The following is a 21,664-nucleotide window of genomic DNA, read 5'->3' as shown; positions in this document are numbered from 1 at the left end:
ATTTCGGGTACATTATTTTTATCTAAAGGGAACTCCTCGGCTTTGAATGCTGCCCGGCTGGTTTGGCGCAGGTACCTCTACGGAAGACGGTCCCGGAGTGAAATTAATAGTGATAATGTTATTGCTGGAAGGCTTCCCTTTTGTATATTTCCATTTTTTCATGGCAGCCCTGACCTCGTTATCAAACATTCCGGAAGGTTCCGCGCTTAATAACTGAACGTTAGTGACAAGGCCATTATCGTCTACATCAAATTGCGCCTTAACCTGACCTGAGATCCCTTTTTTCTCAGTTTTAGCTGGATAAACAGGCTTAATACGAGGCTCAATGGGTTGTGATTCAGCGGCATACGTTATGGGGATAATAAACAATATCAGGAGAGCTAAAAATCTTTTCATTTTGACCTCATGTCATAGAAGTATTAATCCTGATTAATTTTTCGCACATTTATACGCCGGCCTCAAGTAGGTTTATTGTTAATCAGCGATTTGGCGATCCCGAGAAATAAAAAAGCCCGACAGATGCGGGCTTTGGGGTCTTCATTCAGGTGAATAGCTTATTTGCTTTTCTTGATATGTTTGATTAGGCGCTTGCGCTTACGCATCTGGTTCGGCGTCAGGGTATTACGTTTATTAGCAAACGGGTTTTCCCCTTCTTTGAACTGGATACGAATCGGCGTACCCATCACTTCCAGCGATTTGCGGAAGTAGTTCATCAGATAGCGTTTGTAAGAATCCGGCAGGTCTTTAACCTGGTTACCATGGATTACCACAATTGGCGGATTATAACCACCGGCATGAGCATATTTCAGCTTCACACGACGACCGCGTACCAGCGGTGGCTGATGATCCTCTGCCGCCATGGTCATAATACGAGTCAGCATCGCGGTACCCACACGACGGGTTGCGCTGTCATACGCTTCGCGTACGGATTCAAACAGGTTGCCTACGCCGCTACCATGCAGTGCGGAGATAAAGTGCACGCGAGCAAAGTCGATAAAGCCCAAACGGAAGTCCAGAGTTTCTTTAACCTGCTCTCTGACTTCCTGGCTCAGACCATCCCATTTGTTGACGACAATCACCAGCGAACGGCCGCTGTTGAGAATAAAGCCCAGCAGGGACAGATCCTGATCGGAAATACCTTCGCGGGCATCAATCACCAACATCACCACGTTGGCGTCTTCAATCGCCTGGAGGGTTTTGATAACTGAGAATTTCTCTACGACATCAGTGATTTTGCCGCGCTTACGCACGCCCGCGGTATCGATGAGTACGTATTCACGCTCATCGCGCTGCATGGGGATATAAATGCTGTCGCGAGTGGTGCCGGGCATATCGTAGACCACCACGCGGTCTTCACCCAGAATGCGGTTGGTGAGCGTTGACTTACCGACGTTCGGGCGACCGACAATTGCCAGTTTGATCGGCAGATCCTGCGGGTTAAAGTCATCTTCCGGCTCTTCAATTTCTTCGCCGTTCTGCTCTGCTTCAAACTTTGCCCAATATTCTGCGTCTTCGTCCACTTCTTCTGGCGGGTTCACTTCGTCAACCCACGGCAGCAGGACGTGCTCCAGCAAACTGGTCACACCGCGACCATGCGAAGCAGCAATCGGATAAATTTCACCCAAACCCAATGACCAGAAATCAGCAACTGCCTGATCGGCATCGATACCGTCAGTTTTGTTCGCCACCAGGAAGGTCGGTTTTTCGCGAGAGCGCAGATGCTTGGCGATTGCTGAATCCGCAGGCATCAAGCCCGCGCGCGCATCGACCATAAACAGCACCACGTCCGCTTCTTCAATCGCCAGCAGCGATTGTTCTGCCATCCGCGTTTCTACACCCTCTTCGTTACCGTCGATCCCGCCGGTATCAATGCAGATAAATTCGCGACCTTCTACTTCAGCACGACCGTACTTACGGTCACGAGTCAGCCCCGGAAAATCCGCGACCAACGCATCACGAGTGCGCGTTAAACGGTTGAAAAGCGTGGATTTTCCAACATTAGGGCGCCCGACAAGCGCGACCACAGGTATCATGTTAAATGCCTCTTACAAAAATCGATACAACGTCGCTTTTCACGACGTTTCTAAAAAAGTCAAAACGGCCCCTGTCTGCCAGGGGCCGTTTCTCAAAAACAAACTACTGCTGTACTTAACGCGTAACTGCGTACAGCGTGCCGTCTTTGGCCTGAATCAGCAGTTTACCGTCGGCAACTACCGGGTCGGTCAGGAAGCCGGAGCTATCCATTTTCTGCTGGGCCACAAAGTGACCATCTTCCGGGTTGAGCCAGTGCATATAGCCTTCGCTATCGCCGACGACCAGATTTCCATTATACAACACCGGCGCAGTTAACAGGCGATGCAGTAGATCGCTTTGCGTCCACAGCGTCACGCCACCGTCAGTGGTCAGCGCCAGCACACGGTCATTCTGGTCAACCAGGTAAATACGGTTGCCATCGACAATGAAATCGTTCACTGAACCCAGCTCGCGTTTCCACATAATCTGGCCGCTACGCAGATCCAGCGCCGTCAGGTTGCCGTTATAGGCCAGCGCATAAATTACGCCGTTAACGATAACCGGGGTTGTATCGACGTCGTTAAGGCGGTCAATTTCAGTCGGGCCGGTCGCGGTAGAGATGCGCTGCTGCCAAATCATCTGGCCCTGCTGCATTAGCACCGCGCTTACGCGACCGTTGTCACCACCAACAACAGCAGCACCGTAGGCGGTAGCGGGAGCGGATTCACCACGCAGGGAGAGCGCTGGCATATCAAGGTTGACGGTCCATTTTAATGCACCATCAGCCTCGTTCAGAGCCTGCAACTGACCGTTGGTCGTATGAATCAGAACCATGCCGTCGCTCACCACCGGACGAGAAATGGCTTCACCCGCCACGCTCGCTTCCCACGCGACGGTGCCATCGCTGGTATTCAGCGCAAAGACTTTGGCTTTTTCACTACCGATATAAACATGACCGCCGGAAACGGTCACGCCGCCGGAAAGCAGTGCAGGCGCGCGGGAGAACCAGCCGTCTTTCTCTGCCAGGTTAACCGACCATACTTCTTTACCGTCACCTGAATTCAGAGCTTTAACGGTGCCTTTCCGATCGGCGGCATAGACAACGCCATCGGCAAACGCCGGGTGAAGATTAGAGTAAAATTCGCCGATACCGCCGCCAACTGAGGTGCTCCAGGACGTGGACGGCGTAAACTGGTTTTCCACCGTCGGCAGTGGCGACATTTTCACCACATCTTCTTCGCTATTAAACAGCGAACAACCGCTCAATAAAGTAACGGAAAGCAGCCCTGGCAAAAGTAATTTACGCAATTGCATCGAGTCCCTCTCAGATGGACAAATTATTTATTTTCATACGCATCATTTCGCTGAGCGCCGGTGAAGCATCACTTTTCTCGCCCGCTTCCCAGGCCGCTTTAGCCCCTTGCTTATCGCCTTTACTCAGCAGGATCTCACCGCGCAAATCAGCGACAATTGAGGTCCAACCTTCGCCTTTAACGGCATCAAGGGTTTTTAACGCGGCATCAGGCTGTTTCAGCTGCAGCTGAACGCGAGCAAGACGCATATTGATAACCGATTTCAGGTTATCATCAGAAGCGGCTGTCAGCCCCTGCTGAAGCTGCTTTTCAGCGTTCTGCAGGTCGTTCTTATCGACAAACTGCTGCGCCAGCTCAAGAGACGCAAACGCACCATAGGTGTTTTTACTGTCAGCGGCAAATTTCTGCGCCGCGTTCAGTGCTTCTGGCTTATCCGATTTAAGCGCGGAAATCGCATTCTCATAGGCCAGAGATGAACCTCTGGCAGTGTCTAACTGATGGGATGTCCAGTAGCGCCAGCCAACCAGTGCGCCAACGCCCAAAACCACTCCGACGGCCAGCGCTTTGCCATTTTCGGCAAAGAAACGCTTCAGCGCATCGACCTGATCGTTTTCGTTATCGTAAGTTTCCACGCAGTCCTTCTCCTGACTAATGATTCCCGGGAGATTAACCCAGAAGTGTGCGCAAATGCGCGGCAACGCTATCCTGCGTTACGGTAGTTTGCTCACCTGAGCGTAAATCTTTCACTACCACGTTTCCGTCAGCGGCTTCTGACTCACCCACCACCAGAGCAATACGAGCGCCCCATTTATCCGCACGGGCAAACTGCTTCTTGAAGTTGCCGCCGCCGTGGTTGGTCATCAGCTTAACGCCGGGTAACGCATCGCGAACCTGTTCAGCCAGACGCATAGCAGCAAACTGGGTATCGGTTCCGGAGGCTACCAGGTATATATCGACAACAGGATCTGCTTTAAATTCCGGATTCACTGCCTGGACCAGTAAAACCAGACGTTCCAGCCCCATAGCAAAACCCACGCCAGGGGTTGCACGGCCACCAAGTTGCTCAACCAGACCATCATAACGGCCCCCGGCACAAACAGTGCCCTGTGAGCCAAGGCTGGTCGTTACCCACTCAAACACAGTGCGGTTGTAATAGTCGAGACCACGCACCAGGCGCTGGTTTACGGTATAGCTGATACCGGCGGCATCCAGCAGAGCGCACAACCCGGCGAAGTGCTCTTTAGACTCTTCGTCAAGATAGTCACCAAGCGCTGGCGCGTCGTTCAGCAGCGCCTGTACGTCCGGGTTTTTGGAATCCAGTACGCGCAGCGGGTTGGTGTACATGCGGCGTTTACAGTCTTCATCAAGCTTATCTTTAAACTGCTCAAGGTAAGCCACCAGCGCATCGCGATAGTTGGCGCGCGCCTCCAGCGAACCGATGGAGTTCAGCTCCAGCGCAACATGGCTGGAGATACCCAGCTCACGCCACCAGCGAGCGGTCAGCATAATCAGTTCGGCATCAATATCCGGCCCCTGCAGGCCGAACGCTTCCGCGCCAATCTGGTGGAACTGGCGATAGCGCCCTTTTTGCGGACGCTCATGGCGGAACATCGGCCCGATGTACCACAGGCGCTGTTCTTGATTGTACAGGAGACCATGTTCGATACCGGCGCGTACGCAGCCAGCCGTGCCTTCCGGACGCAGCGTCAGGCTATCGCCATTGCGGTCCTCAAAGGTGTACATCTCTTTTTCAACCACGTCGGTGACTTCACCGATCGCGCGTTTGAATAACGGGGTCTGCTCTACAATCGGCATACGGATTTCGCTGTAACCGTAGCTACCGAGCACCTGCTTCAGTGTGCCTTCAATGCGCTGCCAGAGAGCGGTTTCGCCCGGCAGATAATCGTTCATGCCGCGGATGGCTTGAATGTTCTTTGCCACGTTTATTCTCTTTATATATACAAAAATGAACCCCGGCGCCTCGCGCCCGCAGGTTCAATCATACACGGGAAGCGTATCGCTTCCCAACACGTTATTTTGCTTCAACCTGTTGAATATCGATACGACGCGCTTCATCAAGCATCGATGCTTTGGCACGGATACGCGCTTCCAACTGATCGATCATATCGTCGTTATCCAGCCTGTCTTTACGTACGCCATCTTCGTACAGGCCACTTTTCTTATTGCCGCCGGTTACGCCGAGCGTAGATACCAGCGCCTCACCAGGACCGTTTACCACGCAGCCAATGATCGAAATATCCATCGGCGTAATGATATCTTCCAGACGCTGCTCCAGCGCATTAACGGTGCCGATAACGTCAAACTCCTGACGCGAGCAGGTTGGGCAAGCAATGAAGTTAATGCCGCGCGCGCGAATACGCAGAGACTTCAGAATGTCGAATCCGACTTTGATCTCTTCAACCGGATCCGCCGCCAGCGAAACGCGCAGGGTGTCGCCAATGCCTTCATTAAGCAGTAAACCGAGGCCAATAGCCGATTTCACCGCACCGCTGCGGGCGCCACCGGCTTCGGTGATCCCCAGGTGCAGAGGCTGATCGATCTGCTTCGCCAGCAGACGATAGGATTCAACCGCCAGGAATACATCGGAAGCTTTTACGCTGACTTTGAACTGATCGAAGTTCAGACGATCGAGATGATCGACATGACGCATAGCCGATTCCAGCAGCGCCTGCGGCGTCGGTTCACCATATTTTTCCTGGAGATCTTTTTCCAGAGAACCGGCGTTCACCCCGATACGAATGGGAATATTTTTATCGCGAGCGCAGTCCACGACCATGCGAATACGCTCTTCATTACCGATATTACCTGGGTTAATACGCAGGCAATCGACGCCGTATTCCGCAACCTTCAGCGCAATACGGTAATCAAAGTGGATATCGGCAACCAGCGGGACATTAACCTGCTGTTTGATAAGCTTGAATGCTTCAGCCGCGTCCATTGTCGGCACGGAAACGCGGACAATGTCTGCGCCAACGCGTTCTAACGCTTTAATTTGATTGACTGTCGCCGCCACGTCAGTGGTGCGAGTATTGGTCATCGACTGTACGGCGATAGGTGCACCATCGCCAATTGGCACATTCCCAACGTAAATTCGTTTAGATTTTCTACGTTGAATCGGAGCCTGGTTATGCATGAAAAATCTCCCGCGTTACCCGTCTATTACTGCGCCGGTGATTGTTCGGCATTAAGGGTCAGACGCGCAACCTGGTTAGTTCTGATAAAACGACTCAAATCGACGGGTTTACCCAGATACTGAATCTGTACTGCTGCCGGTGCACCAATTTTCAGCTTATAAGGCGCCTGACCGCTCAGATTCAGGTTACCACCTTTACGTTGCAAACCGCTGAACAGCTTTTTACCGGTAGCATCGCTCACTTCCAGCCAGCAATCAGCGGAGAAGTTCAGCACCAGATCCTGAGCTGAAGCCGCTGTAGCGGCCACGTTTGCCTGATCGCCAGGTAGTGGAGAGGTTGGATTTACCGCTGCAGGCGCTGGAGTTGCCGCAGTATCGACATTCGCCTGAGAAGGCGCAACAACGGCGTTGTTATCTACCGGGGCCGGAGCCGGGGTTGACGCCGCTGGCGCAGTAGAAGTATCTACCGGCGCGCTGTTAGCAACAGCGTCCGGTGCAGAATTCGCCGAATCATTACCCAGAGGAATGTTTTGGCTATTATTATCGCCAGAATTCAGCTCAGCGGTGGATTGATCGGCCATGGTGGAGATCTCGTCCTGCTGCGCTTTGTGGTCTTGCCACCACCAGGCGCCGCTGAGTCCGATCACCACAAACAGGACCAGCCAGGTAAAGCTCATCAGCCAGCCATCACGCTTTTTACGACGTTTGCCCAGCGAGAAACTCTGCATTGGCGCAACTTTTGCCGCGCGAATGGGAGCCTGTTTCGCCATCATTGGCAGCAGTTCTTCTTCGGGAATGTGCACAAGGCGAGCATAAGAACGGATATAGCCGCGCAGGAAGGTTGAAGCAAGATCGGCTGGGGCCTTATCGTCTTCAATATCACGAACCGTGGAAACCTTCAGGCATAAGCGCTCTGCCACCGCTTGCTGGCTGAGTCCGAGTTGTTCACGAGCCGTACGCAGACGCGCGCCCGTGGTGTTTGCTTCTTGATGGTCTTGAGTGGCTTCAGTATTCATTCGCTACAATTACTGGTACGTGAAATTTAAAGTTCAGCGCCGGTAACCCCGCGCCGCGAGACATCTGCTCAACGTCAGACAAACAGTATAAGTCCGTATGACGTACTATCACAGAGACTTATCAATATTGAATGCTAAGCGGTTGTTGTACCGCTACATACTGCCTCAAAGTCAACAAAAACGCACCGTAATTATTAACCAAACCAGTGTATTTCGCCCGGCTATTCAACATAAATATGCAACGCACAACCCGGGTTGCGCGCTGCATCATTTATCAGATTGCCTTAACGTCGATCGCTTCACCCTGCATACGCTTACGCAGAGTGCGCTTGGTGCGGTCGATTACATCACCCGCCAGCTGGCCGCAGGCGGCATCAATGTCATCGCCACGGGTTTTACGCACAATCGTGGTAAAACCGTATTCCATCAACACTTTGGAGAAACGGTCAATACGGCTGTTGGAGCTACGGCCATACGGCGCGCCCGGGAAGGGGTTCCATGGGATCAGGTTGATCTTACATGGTGTATCTTTCAACAGCTCGGCCAGCTCATGCGCATGCTCGGTACCATCATTGACGTGATCCAGCATAACGTATTCGATAGTCACGCGGCCCTGATTGGCGTTGGACTTCGAAATGTAGCCACGCACCGAGTTCAGAAAGGTCTCGATATTGTATTTCTTGTTGATCGGTACGATTTCGTCACGAATGGTGTCGTTCGGTGCGTGCAAGGAGATCGCCAGCGCAACGTCAATCATATCGCCAAGCTTATCCAGCGCCGGTACCACACCGGAAGTCGACAGGGTCACGCGACGTTTGGACAGGCCAAAGCCGAAGTCGTCGAGCATGATTTCCATCGCCGGAACCACGTTGGTCAGGTTCAGCAGCGGTTCGCCCATCCCCATCATTACCACGTTGGTGATCGGACGCACGCCCGTTGCCTTCACCGCGCCGACAATTTTCGCCGCACGCCAGACCTGGCCGATAATTTCCGATACCCGCAGATTACGGTTAAAGCCCTGCTGCGCCGTAGAGCAAAATTTGCACTCCAGCGCACAGCCAACCTGGGAAGAGACGCACAGGGTGGCGCGATCGTCTTCCGGGATATACACGGTTTCAACGCGCTGATCGCCAACGGCAATCGCCCATTTGATAGTACCATCGCTGGAGCGCTGCTCTTCAACAACTTCGGGTGCGCGGATCTCCGCGATTTCCTTCAGTTTGCCGCGCAGGACTTTGTTGATGTCGGTCATCTCATCAAAGTTATCGCAGCAGTAGTGATACATCCATTTCATCACCTGATCGGCGCGGAAAGGCTTTTCGCCCATATCTTTGAAAAACTCGCGCATCTGCTGACGGTTCAGATCCAGCAGGTTGATTTTGGCATCTTTGTTCGGCACCGTCAGAGCGGCGCTATCAGGTGTGACTATTTGTTCAGACATAATTGATCCCGGCCTCGTTATTACACGTTATGGCCCCTGGAGGGTTGAAAAAGAAACGCCCCGGGAGCAACTGCTCGTCCGGGGCGCTGTATTCTACAAAGTCTGGCGCATCAATACCACGCTTGCACGCAGTCAATGATAAAAAAATCGTAACCACATACTTAATCCTCTATGGCTTTTCGATTGTCGCAAGGCGGCAAGCAAGTTAAGCCCCGGGAGCATAGATAACTATGTGACCGGGGTGAACGCGCGCAGCCAACATCGCGACGGTCGAAAAGACGACGAGGATTAGCGGGTGCGCGGGCAAACCTCGCCTTCCGCAAAGAAGAACGCGATTTCGCGCGCAGCAGATTCAACAGAATCAGAACCGTGGGTGCCGTTCTCGGTAAAGCTGTCAGCGTAGTCAGCGCGCAGGGTACCTGCCAGCGCGTTCGCCGGGTTGGTTGCGCCCAGCAGGTCACGGTGACGCTGGACCGCATTTTCGCCTTCCAGCACGGATACGACGATCGGGCCAGAAGTCATAAATTCAACCAGGCCGTCGAAGAATGGGCGGCCTTCGTGCTCAGCATAAAAACCGCGAGCCTGCTCAACGGTCAGGTGCAGCATTTTGGTGCCGACAATTTTGAACCCTGCAGCTTCAAAGCGAGAAAAGATGCCGCCAATAACGTTTTTTGCCACCGCGTTTGGTTTGATGATGGAAAAAGTACGTTCAATAGCCATGATAACCTCTTATATGTGTTGTTCTGTTTTGCAGATGAGCAGATAAATACGGCGCGAATTATAATCATCATCTACAGCGGTTGCCTATGTGTTTAGGTAACATTTTTTTAAAAAAAAGCGACCTTAAACAACAAATCCGACCAATCTATGACAGCTCCGCTTATTGTACGGTGAAATTCGCGGCAACAATTTGCCCGGCCTCATCCATCACCACCAGTTGATAATTTTCGAGGCGTTCCAGGCTGAGGGTTGCGTTAACGCCTTCCACCGCCAGCGGTTCGCCGTTCAGAAACCACCAGCGCCGCCCTTCCCCGCCGGTCGTTTGCAGCGGTAGCATAACCTTCTGCTCACCGGGCAGGCGTTTAATCACCGATCCCTCGCGAATGCCGGATAGCACCAGCGGCGCGGGGTCCGCGGTTTGTACTGGCGGACAATCAGCCGATACTGCAGGCAGTCTGGCGCGACGCCGTTCGCCAACGGGGAGCCAGGGTTCGAGCGGTAGCGGCCAGACGTCGATATTTTTTTCCACCGCGCCGGGGCAATCTGCCGCCACCCGCAGCCCTTTGTCATTCAACCATACCGGGAAACGAATGCCGCGAATCCCTTCCTGACCGGGCAGCAGCAGCGTCGGCGGCTGGCTCTCATCCAGCAGCCAGGTTGCCAACCGTCGGCGACAGTTCGCATCTCCTGACGCTAAATGCTGCCCGCCAGGCCAGCAAATGTTCCCGGCGCTGACCGACGGTGGACGCGGGTCAGTCGGCAATCCGCCGCGGCCCATCGACGGTCGCGCCAGCAGCATATTATTCACCTGATTAAGCAACGGCACCGCGCTGGCAAAACCAAACTGCCCGACCACCGGCGTACCATCAGGTCGCCCGGTCCAGATGCCGATCAGGTAGCGGGCATTAACGCCGATCGCCCAGGCATCGCGATAGCCATAGCTGGTGCCGGTTTTCCACGCCAGCGGCACCACCTGCACCAGCGATGCATCAGGAACAGGCTGCGCTTCACCAGCAAGAATACGCCGCACAATCCAGGCTGAGCCCGGCGACAGTAGCGGTCTTTCCACTAGCCGAGCGTTCGGTGTGATGCGTAAGCGCGCGGCCTTGCCGTGACGGGCAAATGCGCTATACGCCGCCACAATATCCTCCAGCCTCGCCCCGGCGCCGCCGAGGATCAGCGACAGATTCGGCTCCGCGCCCGTTGGCAGCATCAGCGGCAGACCAGCGTTGCGCAGGTTAGCGGCAAACCGCTTCGGCCCGTAGGCCTCCAGTACCTGCACCGCCGGAAGGTTCAGCGAACGAACCAGCGCTTCGCTGGCGCTCACCGGCCCATGAAAACCGCTGTCAAAATTGCCCGGCCGGTAGTCGCTAAAACGACGCGGCACGTCCTGCAGTAAAGAAGCCGGATGAATCAGCCCCTCATCCAACGCCATGCCATAAACAAATGGTTTAAGTACTGAACCAGGTGAGCGAATCGCCGCCACCATATCAATGTGACCAAAGCGACTATCATCGGTAATATCCGCCGATCCCACCCAGCCGCGCACCTTCATATTAGTATGATCGACCACGACTATCGCCAGCGAGCTGCGCGGCGGCAGGCGCGATTTCCAGTTTAACGCCAGATCTTCCAGTTGCCGCTGTAGCCCGGCATCCAGCGTCGTCACCACCTTATCTTCACGGCTGCTCGCCAGCGCGCGGCGGGAAAAAAGCGGCGCCAGCTGCGGCATCTGGCGTGGAAAGAGCCACACAGGCTCTTCGATAGCTTCACGCACCGGTTTTTCAGGCCACACGCCCTGGCTCTGCATCCGCAGCAGCACTTTGTCGCGCGCTGCCTGAGCCCGCTCGGGCCAACGATCGGGACGCAGACGGCTTGGTGCCTGCGGCAGTACCGCCAGCAGCGCCGCTTCGCCGTAGCTCAACTGCGCGGGCGGTTTACCCAGGTAGGCCCAGCTCGCCGCACCAATGCCCTGTAACGTGCCGCCAAACGGCGCCCGGTTGAGGTATAGCGTGAGAATATCGCTTTTCGACAGATGCCACTCCAGCTGTAGCGCCCGCCATAACTGGCGCAGCTTGCCGCCAAAAGTACGCGGGTGAGGATCGAGTAGGCGCGCCACCTGCATGGTCAGCGTACTGCCTCCGGAGATCACCCGACCGGAGGTCAGATCCTGCCAGGCGGCACGCGCGATAGAAAAAGGATTGACGCCTGGATGCTCCCAGAACCAGCGATCTTCATACTGGGTCAGCGCCTGCAAATAGCGCGGTGAGACGTCACCGAGCGTCACCGGATAGCGCCAGACGCCCTGCGCATCGGCAAAGCGCCACAACGGCGTTCCGTCTTCCGCCACCACAACCCTTGCGGGCGTAACCTCATGCAGCGGAAGCGGCCATAGCCTGTCAGCCGCCAGCACCGCAAGCCACAGCAGAAAAAAGAACGCCGCCAGCCAGCGCCAGCGGCGTTTTATACCACTCAATCCGCGCATTTACGGGGCGACGGTTAGCGGGCCGCTGGCCGCGCCGGTTGCCCGCCATTGCGGCACATACATCGACTCCACCTGTGGCTGCGGAACCTGATAAGTCCCCGGCGTCACCGCTCGCGCCAGATAAACCAGGGTCACCGGCTGTCCTTCGTTGATAGCCACCGCAGCGACAAAACGATCGTCGCGAAATTCAATGTGCTGGATATCCGCCTGCTGCATCTGGTTGAGCAGATTCTGCACCACCTCGCCATTCTCCTGCAGGCTAGCGCTGCTGTTGGCCAGATTCTGGTTTTCCAGCTCCAGCCCTGCTGGAAGTAAATCGACCACCAGCGCGTCCGGTACGTTGCGTTTGGCTGTGACTTCCAGCTTCACCAGTACCAGCTCACCGCTACGCAGTGAAGAGAGCGATTTCTGCTGACCCTGAGTATCGAAAATTTGCCGTTCAATACCCAGCACGTTACCGCCTGGCTGTGGAGCGCTCTGCGGATACCCGCTGCTGTCGGGACGCAGCCACAGCGGCTGTTGACCGGTGTTGGTCACCTCCAGCGCCGCCAACTGGTCGCCGGTCAGGTTGCGAGTTTGCGCTTTGTCACCGGAGAGCGGTTCGACCTGCAACGAGGTTTGTACCTGCCAGTTGCCAGGAACGTCCTGCAACGAGCGCCCGGCAAGGAATAGCGCATTGGTCTCCTGCGTTGAGAGCCAGCGCTGACCATAAGCCTCTTCCGCCAGGTTGCTTAGTAGTCTGTTTTGCGCCTCCGGTAGCAGCTTGTTCTCTTCCAGCAGCGCCAGCTTCAGCGCATCATCGCGCAGCTCGCTACCGTAGTCGCCGAGCCAGCGATTTGCATCCTGACGCGGCGTAGACATTGCCAGCTTCAAAGCTTCGTCACCGCGAGGCGCATCGCCCATCGCTTTCAGCGCAACGCCTAACTGCAACAACGGCAGACCAGAACGCGCCTGCTCGTGGCGATTCCAGATTTCGCGCAGCGCGCCGAGCGGCGCTTTTTGCTGCCGCGCCAGCACCAACGCAGCATAGGCCTGAGCAGCAAAGCGGCTGGCCTGGGCATCATCGCTATAGCGAACGGTCATCAGCCCCGGTTCCTGTAAATAACGTAGCAGGCGCTGGTTGCCGTTGTTAATAGCATTCGTCGGCACGCTATAGCCCTGCTCTCCCGCTCGCACGAGGAAGTCCATCGCGTAAGCGGTCAGCCAGTACTCTTCCGATCCTTGTTTATCCCACAGGGCGAAACCACCATCATCGCGCTGCATTTGCAGCAGGCGCGAAATGCCGATATCCACCGCCGCGCGCCGTTTTTCATCGCTGTCTCCGCTGATCCCCAACGCTTTTAGCTGGACGGCGTTGGTATAGAGCGACGGGAACAGTCCGCTGGTGGTCTGCTCCAGGCAGCCGTAGGGATAAGCTTTGAGATCGCGAATATAGCGCGCCAGATTCAGCGGCGGCTTACCGCTGAATACCAGTTGCCCTTGCAGCGTGGCGGGCGAGAAGCCCTGGCTTTGCGCCACCGGAGCCTGCCAGCTTTCACCGGGCTGTAATACCGCGCCGGAATTCACGGTTTGTGCCGGAAACGCCGGACGCACGCCCAGCGTCCACTGTTTTTGCATCGGGGTGAAGGTTTCGCCAGGCAGGTTCAGACCGCTGATAGTGGCGTTAACCTGGCCGTCGCCAAAACCGTCCTGCGCGCGAACGGACACAAACAAAGTGCTGCGCGCCCCAGGAGCCAGCTGTACCGGCGGTATTTCCCCGCCTTCAAGCTGGAGCAGACCGCTGGTGTTCAGCGCAACGTTGAGCGTTTGCGGCTTGTCGGTCAGGTTGCTGAGATCCAGCGCCAGGCGTGTAGTATCTCCGCTGGCGAGGAAGCGCGGCATGTTCAGCTCGGCAATTACCGGCGCTGCAACGATCACTTTATCTTCACTACTGCCGAAATCATCAGCGCTCCACGCCTGGGCCATCACCCGCAGTTCGCCGTTAAAATCGCCAATCGGCAACGTTACCGTGCCTTCGCCTTTCTCATCCAGCACCACCGGCTGCGCCTGCTGGGCGATAATCGTCACATGATTGACCGGCGGTTTACCGCCGCGCTTGAGTTCATCACCATCGCCGCCGAAGCGCAGGCTGGCGAGCCTCCCCTGTCCTTCAATGACCTGACCGTAGATATCGTAAATATCTGCGCCGTAACGCTTCTGGCCAAAGAAAGCATTCCACGGATCCGGCGTCGCATAGTCGGTAATATTCAATACGCCGCTATCCACGGCGGAGAGCAGAACGTTGACCTGCTTCGGCGTCTCGCCTTCTTTGACGCTGGCCTTAACCTTAACCGTCAGCGGCTGGTTCGGGCGCATTTTATCCGGCGCTTCCAGCGCCAGATTCAGACGGCGGTTTTCATCACCGAGCGGCAGATGCAATAGCCCCACCGCCCGTTTTGGCGTCGCGGAGCGTGATTTATCCCCCGGACGAATCACCAGGGTGCTGAGATACAGGTCGTGGCGATTCCAGGCTTTATCCACCGGAATCGACAAATCCATGCCTTCCGCCGGAACGTCAATTTCCTGCCACCACAGCGGCCCTTCGCTTGATTCCACCAGCGCATAGCCTTTACCGGCTGCCGGAGCGGCAATGTGCAGCTTGATAGTGTCACCCGGTTTATAGGCTGGTTTATCCAGCTTCATGGTAACGCGGTCCGGACGCGCGGCCCCCTGACCATCGCTGTTATCCTGCCAGCTGTATCCGGCCCAGAAACGCACGCTGCTGACAACATCGTCCGGCCCTCTGACCTCCAGTCGATAAGAGCCCCACTCAACCGGGAAGCTCACTTTCGCCGTTTGCCCGGCAGTAAGATCCAGCGACTCCTCTCCTTCCTGAAGATCTTTTTGATCGAACTGTGACTGCCAGCCTTCGCTATCAGACCAGTTCCAGTAGTAGTCGCGGCGCTCGCGGATCAACCTGACCTGTAGCCCGGAGACCGCCTTCTTCTCGCCTTTGGCATCGGCATAGACGATCTCAAACGCGGCGTTGCCGTTTTCATCCACCACCGGCTGCTTGATGGTGCTGTCGGTGCGATAGTCGTATATCTCTTTCAGGGCAAATTCCGGACGAATGCCCGGCAGCGCGTCGGCAGGCCAGATAGGCTGCCGGGCAGTGCGGGTCACCGGGCGGCCACCAGATTCCAGCAGGCTGGCCTGAAAAATTACCTGCAGCGGCGAGTGGCTCTCCTGCCACTGGCTGGCGGTGGTCACTTGCGCATGACCTTGCTCATCGAGCGTGGCCTGTACTTCATCCAGGCTGCGGGAAAGGTTCTCTTCGGCAATATCGCCAAACTGGAAGCCCGGCAGCGCGGGCACTGCATCGCGCAGCGGGCGAAGGAACAGCTTGCCCTGTAGCTGGTTGCCGCTGGCCGGCGCGCCATACAGATAAGCGCCGGTCACGGCAAAACTGACATCAGTAGCGGGAGCAATCGGCGCATTTTGCGGCGTCAGGTTCAGCGCCATGCGCTCGGGCATAAAATCTTCAACGTGGAAATCCCACTCGCGCGGCTGGTTGTCGCCAGTGCTGGCGCGGATATGCCACATCCCGGTTGCCGCGCCGCTATCGAGCGGATACGTAAACTGGTACAGACCGTTAACGGGCTTGCTTACCGTCGAACGAATCACCTGACCGTCCGGCTGCACCACTTCCAGCTTCACCGGCTGCTCGGCCAGCAGTTTGCCGTCGCTATCGCGCAGTAAGGCGTTGAGAACCACCGTTTCGCCCGGTCGATAGAGATCGCGCGGGCCGAACATAAACAGTTGCTTAGTGAAGCCCGGCGCTCCGGCAATCGAAAACTCCGCCAGATCCAGCGCCGGGAGTTTGAGGTCCAACAGGGTAGTTTGTCCGTCCTTGCGCGCTAGCAGCAGCGCCGCGTCTTTATCAGTTTGCAGCGTGACGTGCCCCTGAGCATCGCTCTTCGCTTGTGCCAGGGTTTGCCCTTTGGCATTCAGCAGTTGAACGTCAATATCGGACTGCGCAGCACCGTTTTCGAGGCTCTGGGTAAAGACATCCAGCCGGTTGTGGTAACGGTGTGCGGATACGCCGATATCGCTGAGGGTGAACAGCGTTGCGGCGTTGCTGTAGTTATAGCGGCCCGCCTGATTCATCACCGCAATATAGACGCCCGGCTCTTGCAGAGGCTTGATATCCGCCAGCGGCAGCAGCAATTTTTCGCGGGTATTGCGCGCCGGGTTAAGATCGAAACGGCCGGTATAGACCAAATCGGCCATCTTCAGCAGCTCATCCGACTCCCAGTTGCTCAGCGAATTACGGTATTCCCACTGGCTGACAAAAGCGGAGAGTGATTCCGGTTTGATGCGGAAAAAGTTCACGTCGACGTTATCAACATTCAGCGCCATCACCGGTAGTCCGGCGACGACTTTCCCCGGCAGCAGCGAGCCGCGGCTGGCAAAACCAATGCTTGGGGCGATATCGCGCGTAGTAATGATTTTTTCGAAGCTGCTGTCAAAAGTCGCTTTATTCAGCGCCGCCAGGGTTGGGTCCACCGAAACAATCAGCTCACGTTTTGGCTCCAGATGGCGCAACCGTAGCTCTTTAAGATTTGGCGCCAGCTCCCAGGCACCGTCGACTTTGCCGCTCTTTTTGTCGACCAGATGCACGCTACGGGAGAAATCCTGATCCGGCTGTAGAGGGATAGAAAAGGTCAGCACCAGCGTCGCCGCGCCGTCGAGCTGCACTTCCGAGGCATCCAGCAGCGTTAGCGCCTTGCCTTTGCTTTTTTCAGCCAGCGCCGCCAACTGGGCGCTGTCCGGTTTCGCATTGTCTTTATCCGCCGCCGTAGAGGCCGCTGGGGCAGCCGCCTGTGGTTTGCCGCTGTCATCGCAGCCGGTCAACGATAACGCAGTAAGTAGCGCCAGAGATAGCGCCGCCAAACGAAATGGTTTCATCCTTCTAACCCCTCGGCCCGAGAGCCAGATACATTCAGTGAACACATTATTATGCGTGAACAATATCATTGCCAACAGCGACGAGAATAGAATCAAACTCTCAATAGTGAATCATCCGTGATACGGTCGCCACTCTGGCATCCTTAACTTGTCAGTCTCCCGGAAAACGTCGACAATTCATTCTTGAACAATAAAAAAGGAGACGCCGATGTCGACCTCGTTTTTTGTCGCTGCCGATTGGCTGGCGGAACATATTGATGACCCGGAAATCCAAATTATCGATGCGCGCATGGCGCCACCGGGGCAGGACGATCGGGACCTTAACGCCGAGTACCTGGCAGGCCATGTTCCTGGCGCCGTTTTTTTCGATATTGAAGCCCTGTCAGATCACACCAGCCCGCTACCGCACATGATGCCGCGCCCGGAGGCTTTTGCCGTTGCGATGCGTGAGCTTGGCGTCAACAGTGATAAGCATCTGGTGGTGTACGATGAAGGTAATCTCTTCTCCGCACCGCGCGCCTGGTGGATGTTGCGTACTTTCGGTGTCGAAAAAGTTTCGATACTTGCGGGTGGCCTCGAAGGCTGGCGTCGCGATGAGCTACCGCTGGAGCAAGGCCTTCCTGAATTGCCGGAAGGTGATTTTGACGGCCGCTTCGATCCGCTGGTGATCAAGCGTCTGACCGATGTGCTGCTGGTAAGCCATGAAGGATCGGCGCAGATCGTCGATGCTCGCCCGGCGGCGCGCTTTAATGGCCTCGTGGCTGAACCGCGCGCTGGTTTGCGCAGCGGGCATATTCCAGGCGCACTCAATGTGCCATGGACCGAACTGGTGATTAACGGCGAGCTGAAAACCGTCGATGAGCTGAATGAGATCTTTGCGCGTCAGGGTGTGGATTTTGAACGACCAATTATTGCCAGCTGCGGCTCCGGCGTGACGGCATCCGTCGTCGTACTAGCGCTAACGACCCTGGGCGTCAACGGCGTTTGCCTGTATGACGGCTCATGGAGCGAATGGGGCGCGCGGATGGATTTGCCGATTGAACCAGCGCAGTAGATAAAAATACGCTGATGATAATGATTGCGGAGCTATATCCTCCGCAATCATTTAATAAAACCTGTTTTTTTATTCTTTTCCCCTGGAGTATCACCAGGAGAATACCCTCATCGCCTTATAATTAACCGCATTTTATTACCAATCACTATTCAGCATAAGAATACGAATTATAAACTCATCAATATATATAATCGAAATAAAATCATCATGAATTTCCTTTTCCGACACCTGAATATACGGCCCATCAACTGTATTCCCATCACCTCCGGATAAATTAAGTTGTTATTGCTCAGGTGATTTAATATTATTAATTTTTATAAAATTGAATAAATTATTTTTCAGGAATGCATTACAACAAGGAATAATAATGGCGATAGTCTCAGGAAATAGTCGTGTTGACGGGCAAGGTTTTCCGTGGCTCGGGGGGTTTTTTGGCCTGGCTGTGGGTTTAGCAATACTCTATTACTGGAAGATGTGGGTTCACTGGTGGCCGGGCGACCTTCGTGATGAGATATCGCCGTATATCACGGTTAAAGATATTGTTCTGGCAGAGATTCCGCTAACAGTATATGGCAAGCTGGTGCTTTTTGGTTTTCTTCTGGTATTTCTGTTTCCCGGTTACGGCAAGCTACCAATTGCCGCCTGGATGCTGCATAACCAACCATCTGGTAAAGCATTTTTTAGCGAGATACTGCGCGCTTGGGGGGTAAAGTGGGGCCTGCTGGTGCTTGTTTTCTGCAATCTGTTCTTTTTACGCTATGTCCCTTCCACCGCACTGAGTTTATATAGTTTTATTCTTCAACACGTAAGTATTCTGGCGTCTGTTGTATTAGGCGGGCTACTGGTACGCGATGCCTGGAGGCTCGCGCGCGCTCCTGATGCGTCGCTGAGCAATCTGCGTCTGCCCGTGGTAATGATATTAGGGTTTCAACTCTTCTGGCCGGTACAAATCACCTTACTCACCGCACGTGGTTTTGATCTTATGCCAGAGGGCTGGTGCATTACCGCCGCGTTGATGGTCGGCATTTTACTGGCTTTTCTACTGACCGCAGGACTGACCTGGGCAGTGTGCCGGATGCTGGGCGACGAAAATTGCCGGGCCTGGCGCGGGCAGTTTGCGCTGTTTAACGGAATAGTGATTCTGTGTGTGACGGGAAAAGTGATATTTGGCTTTGTGTTGTATTACCTGAAATAAATAGCAAAAATATCTGAGTCAGTTATCTGCACGGGGGCGCAGGCCCCCGTCATATTCAGATAATACGATTCTGCTTAAAGTCGCGCAGGAAACTGCCCCAGCGCTTTTCATAGAACGGCGTGATGTGGGCAATCATAAAGTGGCTGATGCCCTTTTCGCCCTCCACCACCTGGCAGATATCAATCGGTTCGTCGCCGGGAAGCGTATCGGTCGCTACGCTGCCGGTTGCCTGAATGATCTCCTCGATGTCGCCTTCCGCTTCAATACCAATCAGCAGGTTAGCTGGCGCATCGGCGCTGTCTTTAATCGAGCATAAGAACGCGCGTTTCACCGTTTTCAGCGTCTTGAACAGCGTAGTCAGCGAATCAACCATCTGCGCAGGCGGTTCAGCAACTTCGGACAACAGCAGCGGCGCGCCGCCTTCGAGCACGGTCTGAGTACTCAACGGGCTACCTTCTTCGCCCAGCAGGTGGCTAATCTCACGCGGCGCAAACTCTTTGCCGGTTGGCAGTTTGGCATTGAGATACAGCGTCTCGCCGAGGGTCATAGCGAACAGCGTGCGCACCGGCATCACCACAAAAGACTGCTCGTCTTCCACGGCCTGTTGCAGCGCTTCCAGCGAGGTGAAAAAAGGAATAACCGACGTGCCGTCATCTTTTTCCCAGTGCTGCAAATCCAGCACGCTGTCCTCGACGACCTGCTCGCCCTGAGCGGCGGCTCCTGGTACCCAGACGGTGGCTTCCAGCAACGTGCGGAAAAACGCCGGACGATGGCCTGGCTCGGTGGCAGCCTTCTCCAGCAGAGTTTCGAGTTCGTTTTTGATTTCAGACATAGTGGTTCCAGATCGGTGGTTCCCCCCTCACCTCAGCCCTTTCCCCAAGGGGCGAGGGAGAAAACCGGACAGACCCCTCTCCCCTTGGGGAGAGGGTTAGGCGAGGGGAAAAGGTTATTCCGCAGTCAGCAAATTCGCAATGGTGCGCACACCGAGGCCTGTCGCGCCCGCCGACCACTGCTCAACGGCAGATTTGCGGTAGGTCGCTGAGCAGTCGATATGCAGCCAGCCTTCATGATAGTTCTCGACGAAGTGGGACAGGAAACCTGCCGCCGTGCTGGCACCCGCCGGGTAGGCCGCACTGCCGGTGTTATTCAGCTCGGCGAAATTCGACGGCAGCTGACCGCGGTGGAACTCGGCCAGCGGCAGACGCCAGAACGCTTCGTTCTCGGCCTGAGCGCTTGCCAGCAGACGGTTAGCCAGGTTGTCGTCAAAGCTGAAGAGTGCATGATAATCGTTGCCCAGCGCGGTTTTTGCGGCGCCGGTTAGGGTAGCAGCATCGATAATCAGCTCAGGCTTCTGTGCACAAGCATCAATCAGGCCATCCGCCAGCACCAGACGACCTTCGGCATCGGTATTCATGATTTCAACAGTTTTGCCGTTGCGATAGCGAATAATGTCGCCAAGCTTGAAGGCGTTGCCGCTAATCAGGTTATCAGCACAGCACAGGTACAGCTTCACGCGTTTGTTCAGGCCGCGAGTAATAGCAAACGCCAGCGCGCCGGTTACCGTCGCCGCACCACCCATATCGGACTTCATTGAGTCCATAAAGGCGCTTTGCTTGATACTGTAGCCGCCGGAATCGAAAGTGATGCCTTTGCCCACCAGGCAGGCGTAAACCGGAGCGGCTTTATCACCGGTTGGGTTATAGTCCAGTGCCAGCAGGACTGGTGGACGCTCGGAGCCGCGACCAACGGTGTGCAGACCGAGGTAGTTCTGCTCGCGCAGGTCTTCGCCTTTTGTAATGCGATAAGAAACGTTGTCGCAACCGACGCTGCACAGCAGGTCAACCGCGCGCTGCGCCAGTTGCTCCGGCCCTAACTCTTCAGCCGGGGCGTTGATGGTGTCGCGAACCCAGTCGATGATGGTCAGGCGGCTATCCAGTTCACTCTTCTGCGCATCGTCCAGAGTTGGCCACTCAACTTTACGGCTGCCTTTTGGACCTTTATAACCGGCCCAGAACGCCCACGCACGGTCTGTATTCCAGCCTTCGCCATCGAGCGCAACATGTTTGATACCCATACCGTCAATTTTACGCGCCGCGCGCTGGATTAAACCCAGGTCGTCTTTACCGTTCAGGTGCAGGGCGATGCCGTCGTTATTAATGCTGTAAGACGCTTTTTCTCCCCAGCGCGCATCGGCTGGCTGATCGCTAAGCGTAATCTTCATAGCTTCGGTCATTATCATTATCCTTCTTAGCAAACGGGCCACCGTATGGCAGCCCGTAAAGTTCTTTCGCTCATTGATTCATCCGACTAAAAGCCGCATAAACCA

The 21,664-nt window shown here is 55.3% G+C and carries 15 protein-coding genes; 2 read left to right on the top strand and 13 right to left on the bottom strand.

Going from position 1 to position 21,664, the window contains the following annotated elements:
- Positions 1-18 precede the first annotated feature (18 nt).
- The 11 genes from HV213_RS08340 to HV213_RS08290 all read right to left on the bottom strand — a co-directional run bounded on the left by HV213_RS08340 (position 19) and on the right by HV213_RS08290 (position 17,089).
- Positions 19-396, bottom strand: a complete 378-nt coding sequence (locus HV213_RS08340; RefSeq protein WP_181485341.1) for a TonB family protein — start codon at positions 394-396, stop codon at positions 19-21.
- Positions 397-554: 158 nt separating this feature from the next.
- On the bottom strand, positions 555-2,033 hold the full coding sequence (gene der, locus HV213_RS08335) for a ribosome biogenesis GTPase Der (RefSeq protein WP_181485340.1): 1,479 nt from the start codon (positions 2,031-2,033) through the stop codon (positions 555-557).
- A gap of 115 nt (positions 2,034-2,148) precedes the next feature.
- Positions 2,149-3,327, bottom strand: a complete 1,179-nt coding sequence (bamB, locus tag HV213_RS08330; RefSeq protein ID WP_181485339.1) for an outer membrane protein assembly factor BamB — start codon at positions 3,325-3,327, stop codon at positions 2,149-2,151.
- A gap of 10 nt (positions 3,328-3,337) precedes the next feature.
- Entirely contained in the window at positions 3,338-3,958 is a 621-nt protein-coding gene (locus HV213_RS08325) for a YfgM family protein (protein ID WP_112215472.1), read from the bottom strand.
- Between the two features lie 34 nt (positions 3,959-3,992).
- A complete protein-coding gene (hisS, locus tag HV213_RS08320; RefSeq protein ID WP_181485338.1) occupies positions 3,993-5,267 on the bottom strand; it encodes a histidine--tRNA ligase in 1,275 nt (424 codons plus the stop codon).
- Positions 5,268-5,358: 91 nt separating this feature from the next.
- A complete protein-coding gene (gene ispG / locus HV213_RS08315; RefSeq protein WP_142513075.1) occupies positions 5,359-6,480 on the bottom strand; it encodes a flavodoxin-dependent (E)-4-hydroxy-3-methylbut-2-enyl-diphosphate synthase in 1,122 nt (373 codons plus the stop codon).
- A 26-nt stretch (positions 6,481-6,506) separates the two neighbouring features.
- The gene (gene rodZ, locus HV213_RS08310; RefSeq protein WP_181485337.1) at positions 6,507-7,496 is read right to left on the bottom strand and encodes a cytoskeleton protein RodZ; all 990 of its coding nucleotides are present in this window, start codon (positions 7,494-7,496) and stop codon (positions 6,507-6,509) included.
- A 274-nt stretch (positions 7,497-7,770) separates the two neighbouring features.
- Entirely contained in the window at positions 7,771-8,937 is a 1,167-nt protein-coding gene (locus HV213_RS08305; RefSeq protein ID WP_112215468.1) for a dual-specificity RNA methyltransferase RlmN, read from the bottom strand.
- 288 nt (positions 8,938-9,225) lie between these two features.
- A complete protein-coding gene (gene ndk, locus HV213_RS08300) occupies positions 9,226-9,657 on the bottom strand; it encodes a nucleoside-diphosphate kinase (RefSeq protein ID WP_004114414.1) in 432 nt (143 codons plus the stop codon).
- 160 nt (positions 9,658-9,817) lie between these two features.
- A complete protein-coding gene (gene pbpC / locus HV213_RS08295; protein WP_181485336.1) occupies positions 9,818-12,142 on the bottom strand; it encodes a peptidoglycan glycosyltransferase PbpC in 2,325 nt (774 codons plus the stop codon).
- Entirely contained in the window at positions 12,143-17,089 is a 4,947-nt protein-coding gene (locus tag HV213_RS08290; RefSeq protein ID WP_181485335.1) for an alpha-2-macroglobulin family protein, read from the bottom strand.
- A gap of 208 nt (positions 17,090-17,297) precedes the next feature.
- Between HV213_RS08290 and sseA the strand changes: the two genes are divergently transcribed.
- Both sseA and HV213_RS08280 read left to right on the top strand, forming a co-directional pair.
- On the top strand, positions 17,298-18,143 hold the full coding sequence (gene sseA, locus HV213_RS08285; protein ID WP_181485334.1) for a 3-mercaptopyruvate sulfurtransferase: 846 nt from the start codon (positions 17,298-17,300) through the stop codon (positions 18,141-18,143).
- Between the two features lie 322 nt (positions 18,144-18,465).
- Positions 18,466-19,338, top strand: a complete 873-nt coding sequence (locus HV213_RS08280) for a hypothetical protein (protein WP_228288598.1) — start codon at positions 18,466-18,468, stop codon at positions 19,336-19,338.
- A gap of 55 nt (positions 19,339-19,393) precedes the next feature.
- Here the strand turns inward: HV213_RS08280 and sseB are convergent, their stop codons facing one another.
- On the bottom strand, positions 19,394-20,170 hold the full coding sequence (gene sseB, locus HV213_RS08275) for an enhanced serine sensitivity protein SseB (RefSeq protein WP_181485333.1): 777 nt from the start codon (positions 20,168-20,170) through the stop codon (positions 19,394-19,396).
- A 114-nt stretch (positions 20,171-20,284) separates the two neighbouring features.
- Complete coding sequence (gene pepB / locus HV213_RS08270) at positions 20,285-21,571, bottom strand: aminopeptidase PepB (RefSeq protein WP_181485332.1); 1,287 nt, start codon at positions 21,569-21,571, stop codon at positions 20,285-20,287.
- Between the last annotated feature and the right edge of the window lie 93 nt (positions 21,572-21,664).

The sequence above is a fragment of the Klebsiella sp. RHBSTW-00484 genome, assembly GCF_013705725.1.
Classification (GTDB): Bacteria; Pseudomonadota; Gammaproteobacteria; order Enterobacterales; family Enterobacteriaceae; genus Klebsiella.
This window is presented reverse-complemented; position numbering and strand designations above follow the sequence as displayed.